Origin of the sequence: Paenibacillus sp. FSL F4-0097, assembly GCF_038593125.1 — a bacterium.
Taxonomy (GTDB): domain Bacteria; phylum Bacillota; class Bacilli; order Paenibacillales; family Paenibacillaceae; genus Paenibacillus_AQ; species Paenibacillus_AQ odorifer.
In genome coordinates this window covers 5,006,907-5,026,562 of the sequence record NZ_CP151965.1, presented here as the reverse complement: position 1 = coordinate 5,026,562, position 19,656 = coordinate 5,006,907, and the positions used below count along the sequence as shown (strand labels likewise).

General features: G+C 45.6%; 14 protein-coding genes. 10 read left to right on the top strand and 4 right to left on the bottom strand.

Annotation, left to right across the window (positions count from 1 at the left end; genetic code table 11):
* Nucleotides 1-179: 179 nt before the first annotated feature.
* The 3 genes from MHH86_RS22610 to MHH86_RS22600 all read right to left on the bottom strand — a co-directional run bounded on the left by MHH86_RS22610 (nucleotide 180) and on the right by MHH86_RS22600 (nucleotide 4,200).
* A complete protein-coding gene (locus MHH86_RS22610; protein WP_036683178.1) occupies nucleotides 180-1,058 on the bottom strand; it encodes an AraC family transcriptional regulator in 879 nt (292 codons plus the stop codon).
* 75 nt (nucleotides 1,059-1,133) lie between these two features.
* Nucleotides 1,134-2,489: a response regulator gene (locus MHH86_RS22605; RefSeq protein WP_076147909.1), complete on the bottom strand. Its 1,356-nt coding sequence runs from the start codon at nucleotides 2,487-2,489 to the stop codon at nucleotides 1,134-1,136.
* Nucleotides 2,470-4,200, bottom strand: a complete 1,731-nt coding sequence (locus MHH86_RS22600) for a histidine kinase (protein ID WP_076219545.1) — start codon at nucleotides 4,198-4,200, stop codon at nucleotides 2,470-2,472. Before MHH86_RS22600 ends, MHH86_RS22605 begins: the two co-directional genes overlap by 20 nt.
* Before the next feature lie 228 nt (nucleotides 4,201-4,428).
* Between MHH86_RS22600 and MHH86_RS22595 the strand changes: the two genes are divergently transcribed.
* From MHH86_RS22595 to MHH86_RS22575, 5 genes are all read left to right on the top strand, one after another.
* The gene (locus MHH86_RS22595; protein WP_081382600.1) at nucleotides 4,429-5,385 is read left to right on the top strand and encodes an ABC transporter permease subunit; all 957 of its coding nucleotides are present in this window, start codon (nucleotides 4,429-4,431) and stop codon (nucleotides 5,383-5,385) included.
* Between the two features lie 36 nt (nucleotides 5,386-5,421).
* Nucleotides 5,422-6,297 (top strand): carbohydrate ABC transporter permease, encoded by an 876-nt coding sequence (locus tag MHH86_RS22590; protein WP_036683169.1) that lies wholly within the window; start codon nucleotides 5,422-5,424, stop codon nucleotides 6,295-6,297.
* A gap of 41 nt (nucleotides 6,298-6,338) precedes the next feature.
* The gene (locus MHH86_RS22585; RefSeq protein WP_076100980.1) at nucleotides 6,339-8,012 is read left to right on the top strand and encodes a hypothetical protein; all 1,674 of its coding nucleotides are present in this window, start codon (nucleotides 6,339-6,341) and stop codon (nucleotides 8,010-8,012) included.
* Between the two features lie 86 nt (nucleotides 8,013-8,098).
* Complete coding sequence (locus tag MHH86_RS22580; RefSeq protein WP_339809577.1) at nucleotides 8,099-9,541, top strand: family 43 glycosylhydrolase; 1,443 nt, start codon at nucleotides 8,099-8,101, stop codon at nucleotides 9,539-9,541.
* A 50-nt stretch (nucleotides 9,542-9,591) separates the two neighbouring features.
* Nucleotides 9,592-11,571, top strand: a complete 1,980-nt coding sequence (locus MHH86_RS22575) for a beta-galactosidase (protein ID WP_342479431.1) — start codon at nucleotides 9,592-9,594, stop codon at nucleotides 11,569-11,571.
* Between the two features lie 75 nt (nucleotides 11,572-11,646).
* Here MHH86_RS22575 and MHH86_RS22570 read toward each other — a convergent pair whose 3' ends face one another.
* Nucleotides 11,647-13,935 carry an AraC family transcriptional regulator gene (locus MHH86_RS22570; protein ID WP_339809581.1) on the bottom strand — a complete coding sequence of 763 codons (2,289 nt, stop codon included), beginning with the start codon at nucleotides 13,933-13,935 and terminating at the stop codon, nucleotides 11,647-11,649.
* Nucleotides 13,936-14,228: 293 nt separating this feature from the next.
* On the opposite strand from MHH86_RS22570, the gene MHH86_RS22565 reads away from it, so the two are divergent.
* Genes MHH86_RS22565 through MHH86_RS22545 form a run of 5 tightly spaced genes read left to right on the top strand, consistent with a single transcriptional unit; the run spans nucleotide 14,229 to nucleotide 19,651 of the window.
* Entirely contained in the window at nucleotides 14,229-15,179 is a 951-nt protein-coding gene (locus MHH86_RS22565) for an ABC transporter permease subunit (RefSeq protein ID WP_051491278.1), read from the top strand.
* Between the two features lie 15 nt (nucleotides 15,180-15,194).
* Nucleotides 15,195-16,064, top strand: coding sequence for a carbohydrate ABC transporter permease (locus MHH86_RS22560; protein WP_036683160.1), 870 nt, complete (start codon nucleotides 15,195-15,197; stop codon nucleotides 16,062-16,064).
* A gap of 44 nt (nucleotides 16,065-16,108) precedes the next feature.
* Nucleotides 16,109-17,671 carry an extracellular solute-binding protein gene (locus MHH86_RS22555; protein WP_339809584.1) on the top strand — a complete coding sequence of 521 codons (1,563 nt, stop codon included), beginning with the start codon at nucleotides 16,109-16,111 and terminating at the stop codon, nucleotides 17,669-17,671.
* Between the two features lie 37 nt (nucleotides 17,672-17,708).
* Complete coding sequence (locus MHH86_RS22550; protein ID WP_342479430.1) at nucleotides 17,709-18,494, top strand: glucosamine-6-phosphate deaminase; 786 nt, start codon at nucleotides 17,709-17,711, stop codon at nucleotides 18,492-18,494.
* Nucleotides 18,491-19,651 (top strand): amidohydrolase family protein, encoded by a 1,161-nt coding sequence (locus MHH86_RS22545; RefSeq protein ID WP_339809590.1) that lies wholly within the window; start codon nucleotides 18,491-18,493, stop codon nucleotides 19,649-19,651. The genes MHH86_RS22550 and MHH86_RS22545 overlap by 4 nt, the downstream gene beginning before the upstream one ends.
* Nucleotides 19,652-19,656: the final 5 nt, after the last annotated feature.

The window sequence follows — 19,656 nt, the reverse complement described above, 5'->3', positions numbered from 1 at the left end:
TGTGCTCAAAAGGCGAGAACTTGGCAAATAGCGTCATTGGGGTCCGAAAGTGGCGGGGGATGGTTTTGAGTTGGCGCCACCAAATCTGAATGGTTACTACTTGCATCCCCCGGCCCCGAATTAGCACGCCACGCATGCCACTCAGCTCTATCGAAGCCGAACGGTTATGCCGAGCAACATCAATTTTCAAAAAACACATGCTTGGACAGGAACTCCAGATCCTGCTCGCGGTAAGTGGAGGGGCTGACTCCAAAATAGGAACGAAAGACTTTGCCGAAATAGCTGGCATTGTCAAATCCGGTATCCACGGCGATCTGGTAGATCGTCTGATCTGTTGTTTTCAGCATAGATGCTGCCAGCTCGATCCGTCTCCTTCTTAAATACTCAAAAGGCGAAAGATTGATGTTTTTTTGAAATAGCCTGCAAAGATGATGTTTGGAAATTCCAACATGTGCGGCGACATCGTCTAAGCTAAGGTTATTATTGTGCAGATCATTTTTCATAAATTGTATAGCAGCATGAAGTTTGTCATTTTTTATATAGGTGGTTAACAAATTCGGTTTCTTGAGGTATTTCTCCATGGACAATATCCACTGAAAGGTTTTCCCCGTTAGAAAATGCAAATCTCTTTCCTCATCAACCTGTATGTCCTTGAACATACTCCACAATAAATCCATCGGAACCGATTCCTGAGGGAGTTCTATAATGGGACCGCCATGTGCGATCAGTTGGTTCCAGAGTGAAATAGCTAGAGGTCCTCGTACATTCAGCCAAATGAATTCCCAGGGCTCTGTACCTTCCTCCGGATAATAATATCTGTGTATACTGGGGACAGTCACTAGGAAAGCTTTGCCCTTCGTTAATGGGTGAACAACCCCGTCTATTTCAATTCTACCCTCTCCAGATAAGGTGTACTGAAAAATAACACAACTTCTCTCCGTCCGGTTCTGGCCGTTAAATGAATATGCCGGAGTCTCGGCTTGTTCCCAGCCAATTGAATCAAACAGAAGCATAGAAGCTTGTTCTTCCGAGCGAATGGTGTAGGAGGAGCGCAACATTAGCAGGTTTCCTTTCCATGGTTCGTTACTTCATTCAAAGTGTAAACTTTTTTGCTGATCTGTTCAATTTTTGTTTCATTTAATCTGCTGTCTTCGATATTGATAAGGCGTAATGCCATACTGATCTTTGAACAGCTTAATGAAATATTGTGGCTTTTTGTAGCCGACTAGATGTGAAATATCGAGCACATGTAAGTTGGAATCGATCAATAACTTGGAGGCCTTTTCTAAGCGTTTAGAAGAAATGTAGCTCGATAAATTTTCGCCCGTCTCCTGCTTATAAAATTTGGACAGGTAAACAGGATGGAGGTGAACAATTTTCCCTAAGTCCTCCAGGCTCAAGCATTCACTAATATGATTGGAGATATAGGCTTGAATGGTATGAACAATATTTTGATTGGAAAATTTAGCGCTTCTATCTAATTGGGTGAGGCTTTGCAAGATGGATTGAAGAGCCGTATTTGGCTCTGATAATTGATTGAAAATCCAGTCTGCGGCCTCAGCTGATTGGATTTTATCGGTTGTGGAATATAGCAAATTAATGAATTCGAGCAGATAGAGGAGCTTTTGTTTTTTTGCAGTGAGCTTGGCAAAGTTTTTTAAAATGTTTTTTCTGGTTTGTTCCCATTCTCCAAGCTCTAATTTAGGGAGAGCACTAGAGGTACTCAGCATAGTAAAGTCATTGGTCCCAACATTTTCATTAAAAAAGAAATGATAAAAAATATGCCGAACAGCATGCTTCTGAGAAAATTCAAACGGCTCGGAAAAAGAAATGGAATCGATACTGTTTGCCACAGTTTCGGTATTGGATTCTGGAATAATTCCAGTAATGGCTGATGGAGTGATCCAAATAAAGTCTCGTTCACCATTATGATCTTTTAACATCATTTCATCTTTCCCACTAGCCCCTGAGACATGAAAAAAGCAAAAATGCTCATTCCGGAAGGTAGAATCGAATGTACTGTAATCATTACGTATTGGGGAAAATTCGCTAATAACAGAAAGCAGGTAACCTAGCCCATCTATCTTTTTCTCTGCCACTGGGGTTTTTGAGGGTTTCTCAGCGATACTCTTAATAACTTGACTCATGGCTTTTTCCATATCCTCTTTATCTACCGGCTTGAGTAAATAATCCAAAGCGCCCAGACGGATGGCTTGCTGTGCATAATCAAATTGAGAATAACCGGAAAGAAAAATCACCTTGGTTTTGAGCTTTTTTTCATGAACATGATGCAGTAAATCAATGCCGGATACCTCGGGCATACGAATATCTGTAATAAGAATATCTATATGATTCTGATTCAATAGCTCCTTGGCTTCAATCGAATTTGTTGTCGTCTCAATATGCTCAATCCCAAATTTGTTCCAATCCAGCAGGTGTTTTAAATATTCAACGATGTAATGCCCGTCATCAACTATCAATAATCGCATATTGACCTCCTTCATCCAGCGAGAAATCTATGAATGCCAGCACGGATAAACCGCCCCAGTCATTGATGAAGAACCGCAGCCCGCTTAATTCACCATAAGCATTTTTGAGGCGATGATGAATGTTCCAAAGACCAATTCCTCTTGATCCTTCAGGGGGGGATTCATTCTCAAGTCTGGCCATTAGCTGGTGTATTTCCTCAGCAGTAAGCCCCTTACCGTCATCGGCAACAATAATTAACGCTCCAGTATCAAGTTCTTTTACATCTATAGTAACGCGATAAGCCCCTTGCTGTTCTTCAATCCCATGCTGAATCGCGTTCTCGACCATAGGCTGGATAATCAGTGGCATAATCAGATGCTCTCCCAGTTCAGGGGGCAGGTTGATTTCATAATTTATTTTTTTGGAAAGTGACATGATGGATAAAAAATGATCGGCAAGCTGCAATTCAGAAGCCAACGTAACATTATCTGAATTCATTTTTGTTAAATAACGATAGTACTCTGCTAAATGTTTGCTCATTTGCATTACGGCTTCCGGTGAAGTTTTTGCCACAGCCATAATGAAAAACAGATTATTGTAAAGAAAATGTGGATTGATCTGAGCCTGCAGCTGTTTCACTTCCGCGTTTCTGCGCAGCTCGGTTTCTATTTTTAATGAAGCGAATAAAGCCTGTATTTTGGCGACCATGTGGTTAAAGCTTTTAAATAGACTATAAAATTGATTGTCCGGGTTCTCACTAATTCTGGTGCTGTAATTCCCTTGTTCCACTTGGTAGAATTTCTTGTCGAGCAGATATACATTGCGATAATAGTTTCGATAGAACATAAAAATCACGATAAGGCCAATGATCAAGATCATTAAGATGCTGACAAAAAACACCTGTTTATTCCGGTTAAGCGGATTCAAAAAATCACTCATTCGCGTATAGGTAACTAGATACGTATCAATCGGCTCAATATACTTCGATAAAACATAATAATCGTCATCGTTGATATGATAGTCAAACTTTAGAATTTCATGTGCATTGGGTGTTATCGTCTCCTTGGCTTTTTCCTCGATTCGAATATCCACCGCTTTATTGCTAATCATCAAACTCTTGTTTACAAGCAAAAAGGCATTGGAGCTCTCACCGCCACTCACTGCTTTTTCTAAAAGACTTGTTAAATACTCCTTTTTCAGCTTAACGCCCACAATGTATTGAATATTGGCAGGATTCTTAGGCTCATGAATATAAGGGTAGATTGAAAAATAATACAAATTATTATTAACAATCTGCCAGCCTCGCTGCGTGACCTTCTGAAAGGGCTGTTTGGCAAGCGAATCATGACCCGTAAAAATAAAAGTGCCGTCCGATTTCCAGTAGATACCGATAGATTCAATCGCCTGACTGGAGAGAAGTGGTGCTGATATGCGGTCATAGATATCGTTTTTTTTCATCTGGGCATCGTAATTGTTCATCTCTTGTATTTTGCTTTGATAGAAACGTACGGAGGTGTCGGCTGTATATTGGATGCCATACAAACTTGCCTCAGAGATGATGCCATCCAGTATGCTTTCCGTATAAGCTAGCTGATTTTTGGAGGAGTTAACCAAGCTCTCTTGAATGGTTTTGGAACCTAGGGAGTTCATTACGAAAAACAAACTTAAGGTCAGTAAAAGGAAAAAAACGAAAAAATATATGAATCGTTTCATATTTACTTTTTTAATCATAAGCATTACTCCTGTCGCTAGGACTCGTGTGAATTCATCATAAGCCATATATTCCAAAAGAAAAAGGGAAGAGCTCTCGCAAAATGAAAGCGTTTATAAAGATGTTTAGCGAGTGGTTATGATATTTAATTTGAGACATTTTCGAATGAAAGCGCTTTTGTTAACATTAAACCAGAAAGAAATTAGCAGCCAAGAATGTAAAAGGGGGTAAGCACAATAGCACAGATAATGAATACCCAGCTCAAATGGAGTGAGAAAGCCAACGTTAAAAAAAGCAGAAAAAATCCTTGGAAAAAGGAAATCAAAAAAAATTGGCCATTGTATGTTTTATGTATCCCAGCTTTGGTATTCGTTCTAATTTTTGCCTACGGTCCTATGGTCGGATTAGTGATGGCCTTTCAGGATTACAAGCCCTGGCTTGGAATTACAGGTTCAACTTGGATTGGTTGGGATAACTTCGCAAGAATCTTTCAATATAAAGAGGCGACACAATCTATTATCAACACCCTCATTATTGCTGTAATCAAAATTATAGTGGGAATTATCGTTCCTATCTTTATGGCGATTCTGCTAAGCGAGATTAGAAACATGGGGATTAAAAAGAGTATTCAAACCTTGGTCTATTTACCGCATTTCCTCTCTTGGGTAACCGTTGCCGGAATCATGATTGATATCCTGGGTCTTGACGGGGGCATAAATCATTTTCTTACGAATTTCCTCGGACTAAAACCCATTTTCTTTTTGGGCGATCCTACGCTGTTCAGACCGACGATCATCATCAGTGATTTATGGAAAAACTTCGGATTTGGCATGATTGTTTACTTAGCGGTGATCACAGGGATCGACCCTTCTTATTATGAGGCCGCCGAGATAGACGGCGCGTCACGCCGCCAACAAATACGACATGTTACCTTACCGAGTATGATGCCGATGATCATCGTAATTGCGACGTTAAGCCTTGGAAATATTTTGGATGCAGGATTTGACCAAATCTTTAACTTATACAATCCACTCGTATATAGTACGGGAGATATCATCGATACTTATGTTTACCGGTCATCCTTATTGAATGGCCAATACGGTTTTGGTACCGCTGTTGGGTTGTTTAAATCTGGCATCAGTTTCATTTTAATCGTAATTTCCTATCGAATTGCTTACAAGGTAGCTAACTACAAAATATTTTAAGTCGAAGTTGTTAAGCTTTCAAAACAGTTAGGAGGAATGGGAGTGTATTATAAATCCAAGGGATATAGGATATTTTCGATTTTCAATCATATCCTCCTGATTCTAGTAGCCTTATCGTGTTTATTGCCTATGCTTCATTTGCTAGCACAATCATTTAGCAGTAAGACAGCGGTAAATGGGAATTTGGTATCCTTTTGGCCGGTGGACTTTAATATCGAAGCCTATGTGAAAACTTTTAAAAACACGAATTTTACAGGCTCCATGAGAATCTCAGTGGTCCGGACGGTGCTGGGGACGTTAATTAGCATGTTTATTATTACAACGGCAGGGTATGCCTTGTCCAAAGATTTCCGTGGGCGTAATGCTTTAATGTGGATTTTTATATTCACGATGTTGTTTTCCGGTGGATTGATTCCTTCTTATATATTGGTTACGAAACTTGGGCTCAAGGATACGATCTGGTCGCTCGTTCTTCCCGGTGCCTTCGGAGCTTACAATTTGATTCTGATTATGAATTTCTTTAAAACAATCCCTAAGGCGCTTGAAGAGGCGGCATTTATCGATGGGGCTTCGTTCTTCGTCATTTTCCGGAAAATCTATCTTCCACTTTCCCTTCCCGGTCTAGCAACCGTCGGATTGTTTATCATGGTAGGGAGCTGGAACGCATGGTTTGATGGGATTTTGTATATGTCGAATACAACGGACTATCCGTTAGCTTCATTCTTACAGACTGTAGTTGTACAAGGTTCAGCGCAGAGTATGGCACTTAGTCAATCAGAAGCAGCCGCGTTGTCAGAACAGAGTATCAAAGCTGCGCAAATTTTTATTAGCACACTGCCCATTATCCTTGTGTACCCATTTCTACAGAAGTACTTTGTCAAAGGCATCGTTCTGGGTGCTGTAAAAGAATAACGTGACCAACATATAAAACTTAAATTCAAAGGAGCTTATTGATGAAAAAAACAGGGGCCTTAATAACGACTACAGTATTGATGGCAGGATTGCTAGCGGGCTGCGGCTCAAACGGTAAAGAATCTAATGCGGCAGAAGCGGTTCTCAAAGACGGCAAATACGATCCTCCTATTACTATCAACATCGCCAAGCAACAAGATGAGAATGCCGGTAAATATATCAACGGGGAGAGCTTAAATGATAATGTGTTGACCCGCTGGGGTGTCGAGAATCTAGGGATTAACATCCAAACTACTCTTTTGGGCGGTGATGCCTCCCAATATAATACGAAACTTCGTTTAGCGCTCACTGGTTCCGAGAAGCTCCCAGATGTTTTGCCAGTGTATGACACCTCACTAGAAAATGATTTGATTCAATCAGGACTTGTAAAAGATATTGCGGAAGACATAAACAAATACATGCCTGAGCGTCTGAAAGAAATATATAAACAATATCCAACAACGTTCAACCCGGTTATCCAGAATGGCAAGGTTTATGGGATGGCGATTTCGCCCAATCTTACTGAAGGTGAAGTTATGCTTATCCGTCAAGATTGGTTAGATAAATTAAATTTAAAAGCGCCAACAAATATAGATGAATTTGAACAGGTTATCGCTGCCTTTACGAATGATGATCCGGACGGTAACGGAAAAAATGATACTTATGGATTTGATTTCTCGGGAAAAGATTCATACAACACGGGCTGGGTAAGCGACTCTGTAATGATTTTTAGTGCTTATACAGGGAAGAGTCTCCCCGGCCAATGGTATAACGACAATGGTAAACTCACTTACGGTTCCGTCGCTGATGGGACAAAAGATGCGTTAGCTAAACTACGCGATTGGTACTCGAAAGGGTATTTAAATAAAGAGTTGGCTACACAGGGTGCATGGGATGCACTGGCGGATTTCACTGAAGGTAAAGCAGGGATTATTATTGGCCGTCCTTGGCTGTACGGCAGTGTTAAAGATGTGGAAACTAACGTAAAAGGGGCTAAAATCAAAGCTTACCCAACAATCAACGGTGTAAGTGGGGATCGAACCTACCAATCCGGTCAACAGAACGATGGTGTCTTTATGTTTAATAAAGACTTCAACAATATGGAAGCTTTCTTCTTGTATTATGACAAGCTTTACGATGCAGCATTTGGTACCGGAGATTTCAAATATGGTTATGCTCAGGGATATGATTATGACATCGTAGGCGATGAAGTGGTATTCGATTCAAAAAAATTCAACACTCCTTTGGATGCCGCTCAAGGTGTAGGGAAAATGGCTTTTACCAAAAATACACCTAGTGTTGATGGTCCAGGTAAATCTTTTTATGATCTTTCCAAAGGTGCAAAAGCCGAGAATGGGGTCTTGATCAGATCGGCTTCAAATGATGAAACAGCCAAAGAGGGATATGTGATTTCCTATGAGAATAGAGAGTCGCTGCTTCCAAATGCATTTAACGGTCCTCCTACCAAGACTATGCAGACAACCTGGGAACAACTGAATACGATGGAAAAGGAAACCTTCACCAAAATTATTTACAGTAAAGAGCCGCTAACTGCGTACGATGACTTCGTGAAGCAATGGCATGACAAAGGCGGTACGAAAATTTCCGAAGAAATCAACGAATGGTATAACAATGCTAGCAAGGTGGATGTGATGTCTCAGATGGGATTGAAATAAGTTCGCAAGAACAGCAGGTTCAGTTAAGGTCATCCTTGGCCGAACCTGCTTTTTTGTATAAAAATCTGATCCTCTGGAGGATAATCATGGACGGAAACGCGAATACAGTCACCCTACTAAATAGCGCTCCACTTCTGGATATGAGCGGAAATCCTGTACATGCACATGGTGGACATATGCTCTATACGGATGGATATTATTACTGGTTTGGTGAGAACCGGATGGATCGGCGGAGAGTAAGCTGCTACCGATCTGTGGATCTAGTGAATTGGGAATGGCGCAATGATGTGCTCACACTCGATTCACCGGTACAGCCGATTTATCATCGCACCACATTAGAGCTTGAACCCTTGGACAGGGAGGGTCGCCAAACGGGTGCGGTAATTGAGCGCCCAAAAGTACTTTACAACAAACTTACAGGGAGATTTGTTATGTGGATGCATTGGGAAAATGGACGCGACTACTCTGATGCGCGCTGCGCGATCGCTGATTGCGGGACGGTAGATGGGGATTATGTTTACCGGGGCAGCTTTAATCCGATAGGTAACATGTCTCGTGACTGCACCTTGTTCCAGGATGACGATGGGACGGCTTATTTTATCTCCGCGGCAAGGGAAAATGCTGATCTTATTATGTATCGTCTGTCACCTGATTACCTCAGCATAGAAGAACAGGTCAAGACCTTGTGGCCCGGACAAGCGCGTGAAGCACCTGCATTAATGAAACGTCAGGGTGTATATTTCCTCATCTCGTCCGCCTGTACGGGCTGGTTGCCTAACCAAGGAACCTATGCCTGGTCCGAGGAATTATTTGGTCGTTGGTCACCCTTGCTGCCTTTGGGCGACATCACTACATACGACAGCCAGCCTGCTTTTATAGTTCCTATTGTAGGAACAGACAATGACCAGTGCTCCTACCTGTATGTTGGGGATCGCTGGGACCCTGCGGATTATTATGCCTCTTCCTATGTATTTCTGCCGCTCAGCTTTCCTTCTGACCGGGAAATGAAGCTTGACCGGGAAATGAAGCTTGACTGGGCAGAGCGAACCGTGATTGACCTTAGGAAGGGAATCGTAGCTGTGGAATGCGGCTCTGGTAGTGGTCTGTTCAGATTGAAAAGCTTAGGAATGGGGCTTTATCTGGCGGCGGGAAATCAATCTATTGAACATGAGGAGACCCTGAACGTCGAAGTCCGTACGATTTCGTATGAAGATCAGCAGCAGAGATGGACGGTTGAATACGGGGAGAAGGGCAGGGCAAGAATTCGAAACAATGTAAAGGTCTTATCTATTGGCCCGTTGAATTCCTTGCTGCTGGAGCCTATTCGGGACAACGAAGATCAGTTTATATGGTTGCTTACAGAGACAGAAGCAGGTTCACTGACTATTGGGAGCAATGACGGAAGAGTTCTTACCGTAGCAGGAGAACAGCATGGGGGCTGGGGTTGTGTGTTTCTTGAATCCAAACGCTGCCATGATCCCCGTATAGGTGCAGACCCGCAGCTTTTTCAACTGATTTCAGTAAGGTAAACAGTTTAGAGAAAAGAGGTATACCGATGAGTTTATCTGTCTCCTTCCCTATGGAATGGTTTAAAAGTGCCCCTCATACACAACTTACTGCGACTTCCTCTGAGGCGTTTCAGTTAATCACTACACCAGAAGGTGGTGGATTTGAGCTTCAGCCAGGGCAGCTGGAATCCGCCGCTTGGTGCGATTATGGTTTCGTTAATGCGGAGGTTTACCATGAAAGCCATGATGTTCTGGTGCTGTTATTCAGTTTTTATGATCGGGATCATCGCGTCATTACTTATCATGTAGGAATTTTACCTGGTGTGCGTACGAAAATTTGTTTACCCTTGATTCATTTAAATGGGGAGAAGTTGTTCCTTCCCCGTTATCCGGGTGTGATGCAGACAGTACTGCGGGGAGATGCAGGCATCGATCGCAAGCATATCACCCGATTCTCTATCGCTACTCTCCCTTCAACAACAAGTAGAGCTGTGCAAATTAGTGGCTTGGCTCTAAGTTTAACTGAGCCTGCCTTTGAGTATGAACAGCAACCATATATAGATGATCTGGGCCAATTAAAGGGAAGGGATTGGCCAGGGAAAACGGTTGATGCAGAAGCGTTGACGGAACGGCTGCGCGCAGAGCGGCAACTTGCGGCACAAGTTGATCACAGTGGAGGTGACCTCAGCAGGTACGGGGGTTGTAGGGCGCTAAGATTTGCGGAAACTGGATATTTCCGCACGGAGTTTGACGGCAGCCGCTGGTGGTTCGTTGATCCAGAGGGTTATGCCCTGTTTAGTACGGGGATGGACTGTGTGGGTCCAGCCTGTTCTATGCATGTAACTGGCATGGAACACTTGATACCCTCGTTGCCGGAGCGGGAAGGAATCTATCAAGAAGCTTGGTCACAGGATGGCGAGGAATTCAGCTTCGAGATTGCTAATCTGATCACTGCTTTTGGGGCGGAGTGGCGTTCTAACTGGGTGGCTATGACGAATTTCCGCTTACAACAATGGGGATTCAACACCATCGGTAACTGGTCCAATGATCTTTTCATTAAGGAATCTCAGCTTCCGTATGTTTATCCTCTAGTGGACTTTCCTATGACGGAGCAATCTATTTTCCGGGACTTCCCGGATGTGTTTAGCCCGGAGTATGAGCGGAATGCCGGGAGCTTTGCGGAGCAGCTTCTTCCATTAAGGGAAGACCAGAGAATGGTCGGTTATTTCATGCGCAATGAGCCGCATTGGGCATTCGTGGATGGGTTGAATTTGACCGGGCAGATGCTGAAATCTCCGGTCCGTTATGCCAGTAAGAAGGAATTCATTCGCTGCCTTGCAGGAAAGTACAAAACAGTGGAGCAATTAAACATGGCGTGGGATAGCGTTTTTGAAGAATTCGAGGATTTATACGATGTATCGAATGTGAATGTAACCGGGGATAATCTCACTTCTGCCCGAGAAGTGGATTATAACCTGTTCAACCGGATCATGATCCGGCGGTATGTAGAAGTGCCAGCCCGTCTTTGCAAGCAGACGGATCCGAATCATCTGAATTTGGGAATGCGTTATGCCTGGGTTGGCAGTGATGAAGTGCTGGAGGGCTGCGAATGGTTTGATGTATTCTCTATGAATTGCTATCAGTTCAGTCCTGACAAGGAACAGATCGCCCAGATCAGCGGACGACTGAACAAACCAGTCATGATTGGGGAATATCATTTTGGTGCGGCTGAAGGCGGCATGTTGGCTTATGGGATCCGTGCGGTGGCAACTCAGAAGGAGCGCGGTGAAGCTTACCGTTATTATGTAGAGCAGGGGGCAGCCATCCCGCAGCTGATCGGAGTTCATTATTTTCAATGGAATGATCAGCCTGTGCTTGGACGTTATGACGGAGAAAACTATCAAATCGGCGTAGTGGATGTCTGCAACCGTCCATATGAACCTTTCGTGCAAGCAGCGAAAAAGGCCCATGACCAGATGTATCAGGTGCGGACGGGGAGGACAGCACCCTATAATATTGTGCCAATAGAGATTCCGAAAACGGGATTCTGATTGCAAATCTTTACAACAAAAAGGCCCCTAGCCAATGGGGGCCTTTTTTGTCCTCTCCTCTGCAATGTAGCCCCTTTATAAGCCAAGGCCGGAGGAGGGGAGTGAATCATCACGGGAATAGCGCTTGCGGTATTCCCCCGGAGTTATTCCGGCACAACGTTTGAACATACGGATGAAGGAATTTACGTTCTGATAACCAACCTGAAGCGCGATATCCTGAATCCGCAGTTCCAGATTCATTAGCAGCTCTTTGGCCCGCTCAATCCGCAGATTGTTCAGATATTCACTGAAGTTGATGTTTGTTTTCTCTTTAAAAATGCTGGACAGGTAACCTGGAGTTAAATTCAACTTGTCTGCTACTAGGTTGAGGTTGATGTCCTCGCCGTAATGTTTGTCTAAGTAATCCAGCACAAAGCTGATAATGGGGTCGCGCGACTCCGAGCGGTTACTGATGACCACGAGCACAGGACGAACCAGATCACGCAGCCATTCCTTGTATTGATCCATTGAGTGGAAAGCGTTAAATGGCTCTAGTCGGGGTGGTAAGAGACGCTCCGCTTCCGCTTGGGGCAGATTCAGCTTCGTCACCGTTTTGCTCGTCTGTTCCGCTGCTCCCAAGGCAAATGCCCGAAAATCCGCCGCCGCTGCGTCCTTGTGCTGCAGCTGCTCCAGCTGACGATCCAGCCAAACGAATACAGCCTCCTCATTGCCAGACTGCAGCAGATTGTGCAGCTCCTCTCCGTGGGTCACCTTTAAATGAAAGGATTTGGCGGACGAGGCTCTAGGTTCTACGATAATTTGTGTTTCCCCGTTCAATCTACGCTCATTTAACAACATCGATAGATTATTGTAGGCATCGGTAAATGAGGTTTCGCCTGAATATACCGGACTTACAGCAATAGTCAGGTATAAGGATGTCTCCGAATCCAGCAGTTCTTTCAGTGTATCAAGAGCCTGCAGAAAACTGCTCTGCGGTCCGGGGTTGAACAGGAGCAGCAAGAGCTGATCCTGCTCCGGCTGGAGTGCGACGCTGTCGCTTTCACCTCCGGTGATCAAGGTTTGGATTAGTTTCCATAACATCAGTGTGTGTTTCTCAAATTCGTCCGGCAAGGTTTTGAAGCTGACCTTGAACAGAATGGAGGCATAGGGTAGTTCGGATTGCCGGACATCTTCAAGCTCCGCAAGACTTTTACTCAGCGGGATATTTTTCACTTTATGAGTGTAGGCATATTGGCGTACCAGTGAGTTCTTATGATCAAGATCGGTCTGGATGAATCGGTTATTCTCCAAAATGGAGCTCAGGCGGTCGCCGATAATGGCGAATTCCTTCACACTGCTCAATTTTTCTGGCCGGCTGCCCGCTTTACGGTCCAAGGCACCAATCAGGCGCTGGAGCGGCTGGTTAAGCCGATGGCTGAAGATCAGGGATGAGAGAACACTGATCAGTACTGCCGCAGAGAGTAACACAGCCAGCAATAGCTGCATACCACGCATTTCCGCGGCAATAGCCGCCACCTCGGTCACTCGGATATAGGTGAATCCGGTTTGTTTACCTTTTTCATAGAAGTAATATTGATCTCCGACCCGCTCATGGGCATTGCTACTTTCCGGAAGCTGGCTTGTTTGCAGTTTAACATCTGATGTAGAGAACAATAAATTATCTTGTGCATCCAGAATATAGAATGGGGTATTGCCGGCATCACCGTAGGTATCCTGCATCAGCTGCGGATTCAGCATGACAATCCCATACACTTCCTCATAAGGAATCGCTTTGACCAGCACTGGCATTAACCTTCCGAGCGTACGGGTGGAATGTATAGTTTTCTCGGTAAAGGTTACGGCGGGCATGACTTTTAAAAATTGATTGTCCATCGTTTGCCGGCTCCAGTACTCCGGAGGGTATTCTGCACTGAAGTAGTATTTACCGAACATATCTGCGGCGCTGCTTAGGCCCTCCCTCTCCAGTACATAATTTTCCTTTTTAAAATAAAGAATGAAATTTTCGATATGCAGAAAAGGATTAGCATACAAAGTTGAGAGATCCGATGTCACTTCTGCCGGGATATCATATCGACGGTTCTCTTTGAGGTGGCTTAAAATGCCCAGATTGGCGGTCCATGAATCGGATTGGGTGAGGGCAAGAATCATGTTCTGGGTCAACCGGAAATGATTTTCGTAGCCTTCGACCGTTTGTGCGAGTCCAAGCTCATTTTGACGGATCATCTCCTTATAGATTTTTCCACTTAAATACAGATGGGAGAACAGATTAAATGATGCCAAAATCAAGATGACACTGAGGAAGCTTAGCATCAGCTTAACGAACAGGGCATTCAGCGCAAATTTGCCTGTAACGGATCCCTTCATATGTAGCCCCCTTTGGATGCACCCGTAAATGAATTGGATTAATTCTATCATAGCGGCAAAAAGCTAACACCAACAATATGCAATTTTGCTGATTTGTACGCTATTCTATGGAAATCCGCAGTTAAGGCGAAATGTTATATAACATGTAGATAGCGCTTTCCAAAGAAATGCAGCTATAATTCGGAGATAAATCCCAGAAAAAAGGGGGAAGTAATCTGACATCTATATGATTTATGATCATTTTAACAAGAGGAGACATGCATATGGCTCAAGCTAGCGTAGTGCAGGACAAAATGCGAAAGAAAGTGCACCGGCGACCCCAACGACCTCAACGCCACAAAGCGGGAATCCTTCGAACGTGGAATAAAAACAAGGCGCTCTGGCTGCTGTTCCTGCCGTGCCTGTTGTATTATTTGATCTTCCGCTATGCACCGATGTTTGGATTAGTTATCACTTTCAAGGATTACAATCTTTTTAAAGGAATTTGGGCCAGCGATTGGGTGGGACTCAAATATTACAGGATGTTTATTGAGAATCCCGATTTTTGGCCGCTGATGAAAAATACTTTTCTGCTTGGTTTATATAAGCTGTTTTTCGGCTTCCCGGCACCAATTCTACTGGCGATTCTGCTTAATGAGGTGCGCAAGGCTGCTTTCAAACGTGTTGTGCAGACCGTCAGCTATCTTCCGCATTTTATCTCAAATGTCATTGTAGCCAGTATGGTGATCATGTTTTTATCCCCAACCGGAGGGCTGATTAATAATCTGCTTGGTGCCATAGGGATTGGACCGATCAATTTCATGAACGAACCTGGATTGTTCCGCGGTATTTATGTCCTGTCGGAGATCTGGCAGCATATCGGCTGGGAGACCATTATCTACTTGGCCGCGTTGACCGCTATCGACCCGCAGCTGTATGAAGCTGCTGATATGGACGGAGCCAGCCGCATGCGTAAAATATGGCATGTCACCTTGCCCGGCATTTCACCCGCCATCGTGATCACCTTGATTCTTAATATCGGTAAAGTGCTCGAGATTGGCTTCGAGAAGGTGTTCCTGATGCAGAACCCGGCGATCTACGACACAGCGGATATTATCAGTACTTATGTCTATAGGGTGGGTATGGTGCAGGGGAACTTCAGCTATGGCGCTTCTATTGATCTCTTCATGGGCGTGATTAGCTTGATCTTCATCTATACAGCAAATTACATCAGCCGTCGTGTAAGCGAGACAAGTTTATGGTAGAAAAGAGGTGTGGTGATGAGATCACCCCGTTTATCCTGGTTTAATGTCGTGAGCACTTTTATCCTTCTCGTGGTTGTGGTGGTCACGCTTTATCCGTTCCTGCATATGCTCGCTGTCTCTCTCAGTAGTGATGTGCATGTCATGAAGAATACAGTTTCTTTCTGGCCTAAGGGTTTTAACCTGAATATGTATAAGCTTGTACTCGGAGATTCGCAAATCTGGGTGGCTTACAAAAATACACTCATTTACACCGTGCTTGGCACCTTTATCTCGTTGGTGGTCACCTCCACGGGTGCCTATGCACTCTCACGCAGTGATATGGCGCTGCGCAAGAGCTTCACCCTGTTGATTGTGGTGACGATGTTTTTCAGTGGAGGGATGATTCCTACGTTCCTCGTGGTTCGCTCCCTGGATCTGGTCGATACCGTATGGGGCATGGTGCTGCCGGGGGCGGTTAGCACTTGGAATCTGATTCTGATGCGGACCTTTTTCTCCGGCATTCCTAAAGAGCTGGAGGAGTCAGGCCGCATCGACGGACTGAATGATATCGGCATATTTATCCGTATTATTGTTCCGCTTTCCAAGGCTTCCTTCGCCACCATAGCACTCTTTTACGCGGTTGGCATGTGGAATAACTTTATTTACCCGCTGCTCTACTTGCGCTCACCGGATTTGTTCCCGCTGCAAGTGCTGCTGCGCAATCTGGTGCTGGCTGGCAGTGCTAGCTCGGGAGATGTTACTAGCATTGGAGGTGACAACATGGTGATAGAAGAATCGCTGAAGTACGCGACGATTATGGTCTCGACGCTTCCGATTCTGATTGTGTATCCATTTGTGCAGAAGTATTTCGTTAAGGGGGCCATGATTGGCGCGGTTAAAGGCTGAGGTGGGTGGAACCGTCACAAATTCAGAATAAGGGAGAGATCGTAATGAACAAATGGAAATCTGTACTGCTGCCACTGGTAATTGCAGCAACCGTAGTAACTGGCTGCAGCGGAGGGGGCAATGACACCTCGCCGCAGAGTAATACTCAGGGCAGCAGTACCGCTTCACCTACTGATTCGTCCAAAACGGAAAAAACCTTCACTGCGCTCTTAGACAACAATGCTACGTTCCCTTATTCGAAAAGCTGGCCCATTTGGAGCTGGCTGAAGGAGAAAACCGGTGTCACACTCGAGGTGCAGACCCCTTCAGGGAAGCTTGAAGAGAGCTTGAACCTGGCGATTGCCTCGAAGGCAATGCCGGATCTGATGTATATGCCTAACCGCAAAGAATCGAATAAATTCGGGCAACAGGGTGCGTTGGTGGATTTGATGGAGTATATGGACAAAATGCCGAATCTGACCGCCTGGGTAAAGCAGTATCCAGAGGAAGCGAAGGCTGCACTGTCTGCTGATGGCAAAATGTATATGTTCCCGAATCAGGGCTTTGGCGAGACGAATCGCATGATCTGGTTATACCGTAAAGACATTTTTGACAAAGAAGGAATCCAGGCACCAGCCACATATGAGGAGCTGCATACAGCTCTAAAAACCTTGAAGGCGAAATATCCGGACAGCTATCCGCTCTCGATCCGTTACGGTCAAATTCCTGATGAAATGAATGCCAATATGACTGTGAATTACGGGACAGGTGAAGGGGCTTATTATGATTTTGATAAAAAAGAGTGGCTTTTTGGGCCTACGGAAGATAGTTACAAGGAAATGGTTGGCATGTGGAAAATATTTTATGACGAAGGGCTGATTCCGCCTGACTTTCTATCTCTGCAAACTAAGCAATGGCAGGACATGGTGTCCACGGGCAAATCGTTTGTGACCATTGATTACATCAGCCGGATCGATTTTTTCAACAATGCGATGCAGCAAGAAAATCCGGACTTCAACATGCAGTTTATGGCTCCTCCAGCGGGCATTGCCGGCGGCAAGCAACTGAACCCGTATTTTCATTATATGGAAGGTGGCCTAACCGTGGCATCAACCTCAAAGAACATCGATGATGTGATGAGCTATATGGACTTTTTCTATTCCGAAGAGGGACGTACGCTCAGCAGCTGGGGCGTGGAGGGCGAGACGTATGTGAAGGAAGGCGACACGATTAAGTTCAAACCAGAGTACAACGATGTGATCGAAATGCGGAAGCAGACAGGACTTCAGACTAGCGGAACGTACACATGGATCGACTTTGGCTCACATCTGTCGTTGTTCTCAGACAATTTGAAGTATGCCTTTGAAGAAGCAACGAAATATGATCCGTCCATGATGCAGCCGCGTCCTGCATTTACGGAGAAAGAGAATGAAATTATTGCGATTACCGGCCAGGCGATCCAAAAACACCGCGATGAAAGCTTTGCCAAGTTTGTAACCGGCTCCCGAAAGCTGGCCGACTGGGACAAATATGTGGAGGAGATGAACAATCTCGGCGTGGATAAGTTGTTGAGCACTTATAAGGAAGCTTACGAGCGTGTTCAGAACATTCAGTTAAACGGGAATTAATCTGTCTGGTGCCAAGGACAATAGTTGCCCGGAAAGGATGAACGGGATGAATGACATCATTAAACCGTTAGAGACACACAAAGTAGAGCAGATGTCCGTTCAGGTTTATGAAGATCGTAGCCTAATGGGCGCTGCGGCGGCATCGCAGGTTGCGCAGAAAATTAGAACTTTGCTTCAAGATTCCGCGCGTCAGGTCCGAATCGTGTTTGCTGCCGCACCTTCGCAAAATGAACTTTACGAGGGGCTGGTGCGGGAGCAGGGAATTGATTGGTCCCGGGTCAATGCTTTTCATATGGATGAATACATTGGCCTTGCGGCTTCGGCTCCCCAGCGTTTCGGCCGTTTTTTGACAGATCGGCTATATAGTCGGGTTAACCCTGGCCGGGTAGAACTGCTGGATGGTCTCGCTGATGTGGTGCAGGAATGCCAGAGATATTCGGCCCTGTTGAGCGAGGCTCCTATTGATATCGTTTGCCTCGGGATCGGGGAAAACGGGCATATCGCGTTTAATGATCCGCCAGTTGCTAATTTTACCGACCCGCAGTTGGTCAAAGCAGTCGAACTGGAGGAAGCCTGCCGCCGCCAGCAGGTGAATGACGGTTGTTTTACCGGGCTGGACGAGGTGCCAACCCATGCGCTGACGCTTACGGTACCAGCCTTGCTGGCTGGCCGTCACCTGTACGGAATTGTTCCTGGGGTGTCCAAACGCAATGCTTTACAGGCGGCGCTCCATGATTCGATCAGCACGGCATGTCCAGCTACTATTCTGCGAACCCATCCGGAGATCACGATGTTCACGGATCGGGCTGCCTTCGGCCTATGAACGTGTCAATTAAAGGAAAGCACTACAAGACTGGGCTGCCGGTTGAGGTGAGTGTCGAGCACGGGCAAATCACTTCGGTCACCGAACTTGCGGAGAGTCCAGCCATGGCCGATTGGCCCTGGCTGGCACCCGGGTTGGTGGATCTGCAAGTGAACGGGGGTTGGGGGCTGGATCTCAACACGTTGCCTTTGCAGCCTGCTACGGTATTGGAACTGTCCCGACTTCTGCTAGGAAACGGGGTAACCAGCTATTGTCCAACTCTGATTACTAATGGCAAAGAAGCGCTGGCTCAAGCGGTCTCCGCCATTGCGGAAGCCGCTTCGCTGTATCCGGAAGATGCTGGGGGGATTGTAGGAATTCATCTGGAAGGTCCTTTTCTATCAGCAGAAGAGGGTCCACGCGGCGCCCATTCAAGGGAACATATTGGCCCGCCGGATTGGGATATGTTGTGCCGCTGGCAGGAAGCGGCTGAAGGGCTTATCCGTATCCTCACCGTCTCCCCGGAATGGCCAAACGCCGCTGCATTTATCGCCCGGTGCAGCGAATCAGGCATCCTTGTTTCCATCGGGCATACAGCAGCTTCTCCCGAACAGATAAGGGAGGCGGTTGCCGCAGGAGCGGTGATGTCTACGCATCTCGGCAATGGCACACATCTGACGCTGCCCCGTCATCCCAACTATTTGTGGGAGCAGCTGGCGGCGGATGAACTATACGGCTGTATGATTGCAGATGGCCAACATTTACCACCTGCTCTGTTGAAAGTAATCCTACGGATGAAGCGCAGCCGCACCATCTTGGTCAGCGATGCTGTATCACTGAGCGGAATGCCGCCGGGAACTTATCACCTGCACATTGGTGGAGAGGTTGTATTAACAGCAGAAGGGCGGCTGCATCTGGCTGGCAATCAGCAGCTGCTTGCAGGTTCCGCCATGATGCTTCCAGATCAGGTAGCCTATCTTGCGGAGGCTGGATTAGCCCGGCTGGATGAAGCCTGGGATTGTGCTTCTGCTCATCCGGCCACACTGCTGGGGCTGGAACAGGCGATAGGGCTAAGGGCTGGAGCGCCTGCCGATCTCGTGAGCTTCTGCTATGAAGACAGGACACTTACCGTGCTGGAATGCTGGAAAAAGGGTCATAGCAGGGCTTGCAGTAATTAATTACA

Bases quoted from the DNA above. Each gene is read 5' to 3' on its own strand.
- MHH86_RS22610 (WP_036683178.1), bottom strand. From the start codon at position 1,058: ATGTTGCGCTCCTCCTACACCATTCGCTCGGAAGAACAAGCTTCTATG.
- MHH86_RS22605 (WP_076147909.1), bottom strand. From the start codon at position 2,489: ATGCGATTATTGATAGTTGATGACGGGCATTACATCGTTGAATATTTA.
- MHH86_RS22600 (WP_076219545.1), bottom strand. From the start codon at position 4,200: ATGATTAAAAAAGTAAATATGAAACGATTCATATATTTTTTCGTTTTT.
- MHH86_RS22595 (WP_081382600.1), top strand. From the start codon at position 4,429: ATGAATACCCAGCTCAAATGGAGTGAGAAAGCCAACGTTAAAAAAAGC.
- MHH86_RS22590 (WP_036683169.1), top strand. From the start codon at position 5,422: ATGGGAGTGTATTATAAATCCAAGGGATATAGGATATTTTCGATTTTC.
- MHH86_RS22585 (WP_076100980.1), top strand. From the start codon at position 6,339: ATGAAAAAAACAGGGGCCTTAATAACGACTACAGTATTGATGGCAGGA.
- MHH86_RS22580 (WP_339809577.1), top strand. From the start codon at position 8,099: ATGGACGGAAACGCGAATACAGTCACCCTACTAAATAGCGCTCCACTT.
- MHH86_RS22575 (WP_342479431.1), top strand. From the start codon at position 9,592: ATGGAATGGTTTAAAAGTGCCCCTCATACACAACTTACTGCGACTTCC.
- MHH86_RS22570 (WP_339809581.1), bottom strand. From the start codon at position 13,935: ATGAAGGGATCCGTTACAGGCAAATTTGCGCTGAATGCCCTGTTCGTT.
- MHH86_RS22565 (WP_051491278.1), top strand. From the start codon at position 14,229: ATGCGAAAGAAAGTGCACCGGCGACCCCAACGACCTCAACGCCACAAA.
- MHH86_RS22560 (WP_036683160.1), top strand. From the start codon at position 15,195: ATGAGATCACCCCGTTTATCCTGGTTTAATGTCGTGAGCACTTTTATC.
- MHH86_RS22555 (WP_339809584.1), top strand. From the start codon at position 16,109: ATGAACAAATGGAAATCTGTACTGCTGCCACTGGTAATTGCAGCAACC.
- MHH86_RS22550 (WP_342479430.1), top strand. From the start codon at position 17,709: ATGAACGGGATGAATGACATCATTAAACCGTTAGAGACACACAAAGTA.
- MHH86_RS22545 (WP_339809590.1), top strand. From the start codon at position 18,491: ATGAACGTGTCAATTAAAGGAAAGCACTACAAGACTGGGCTGCCGGTT.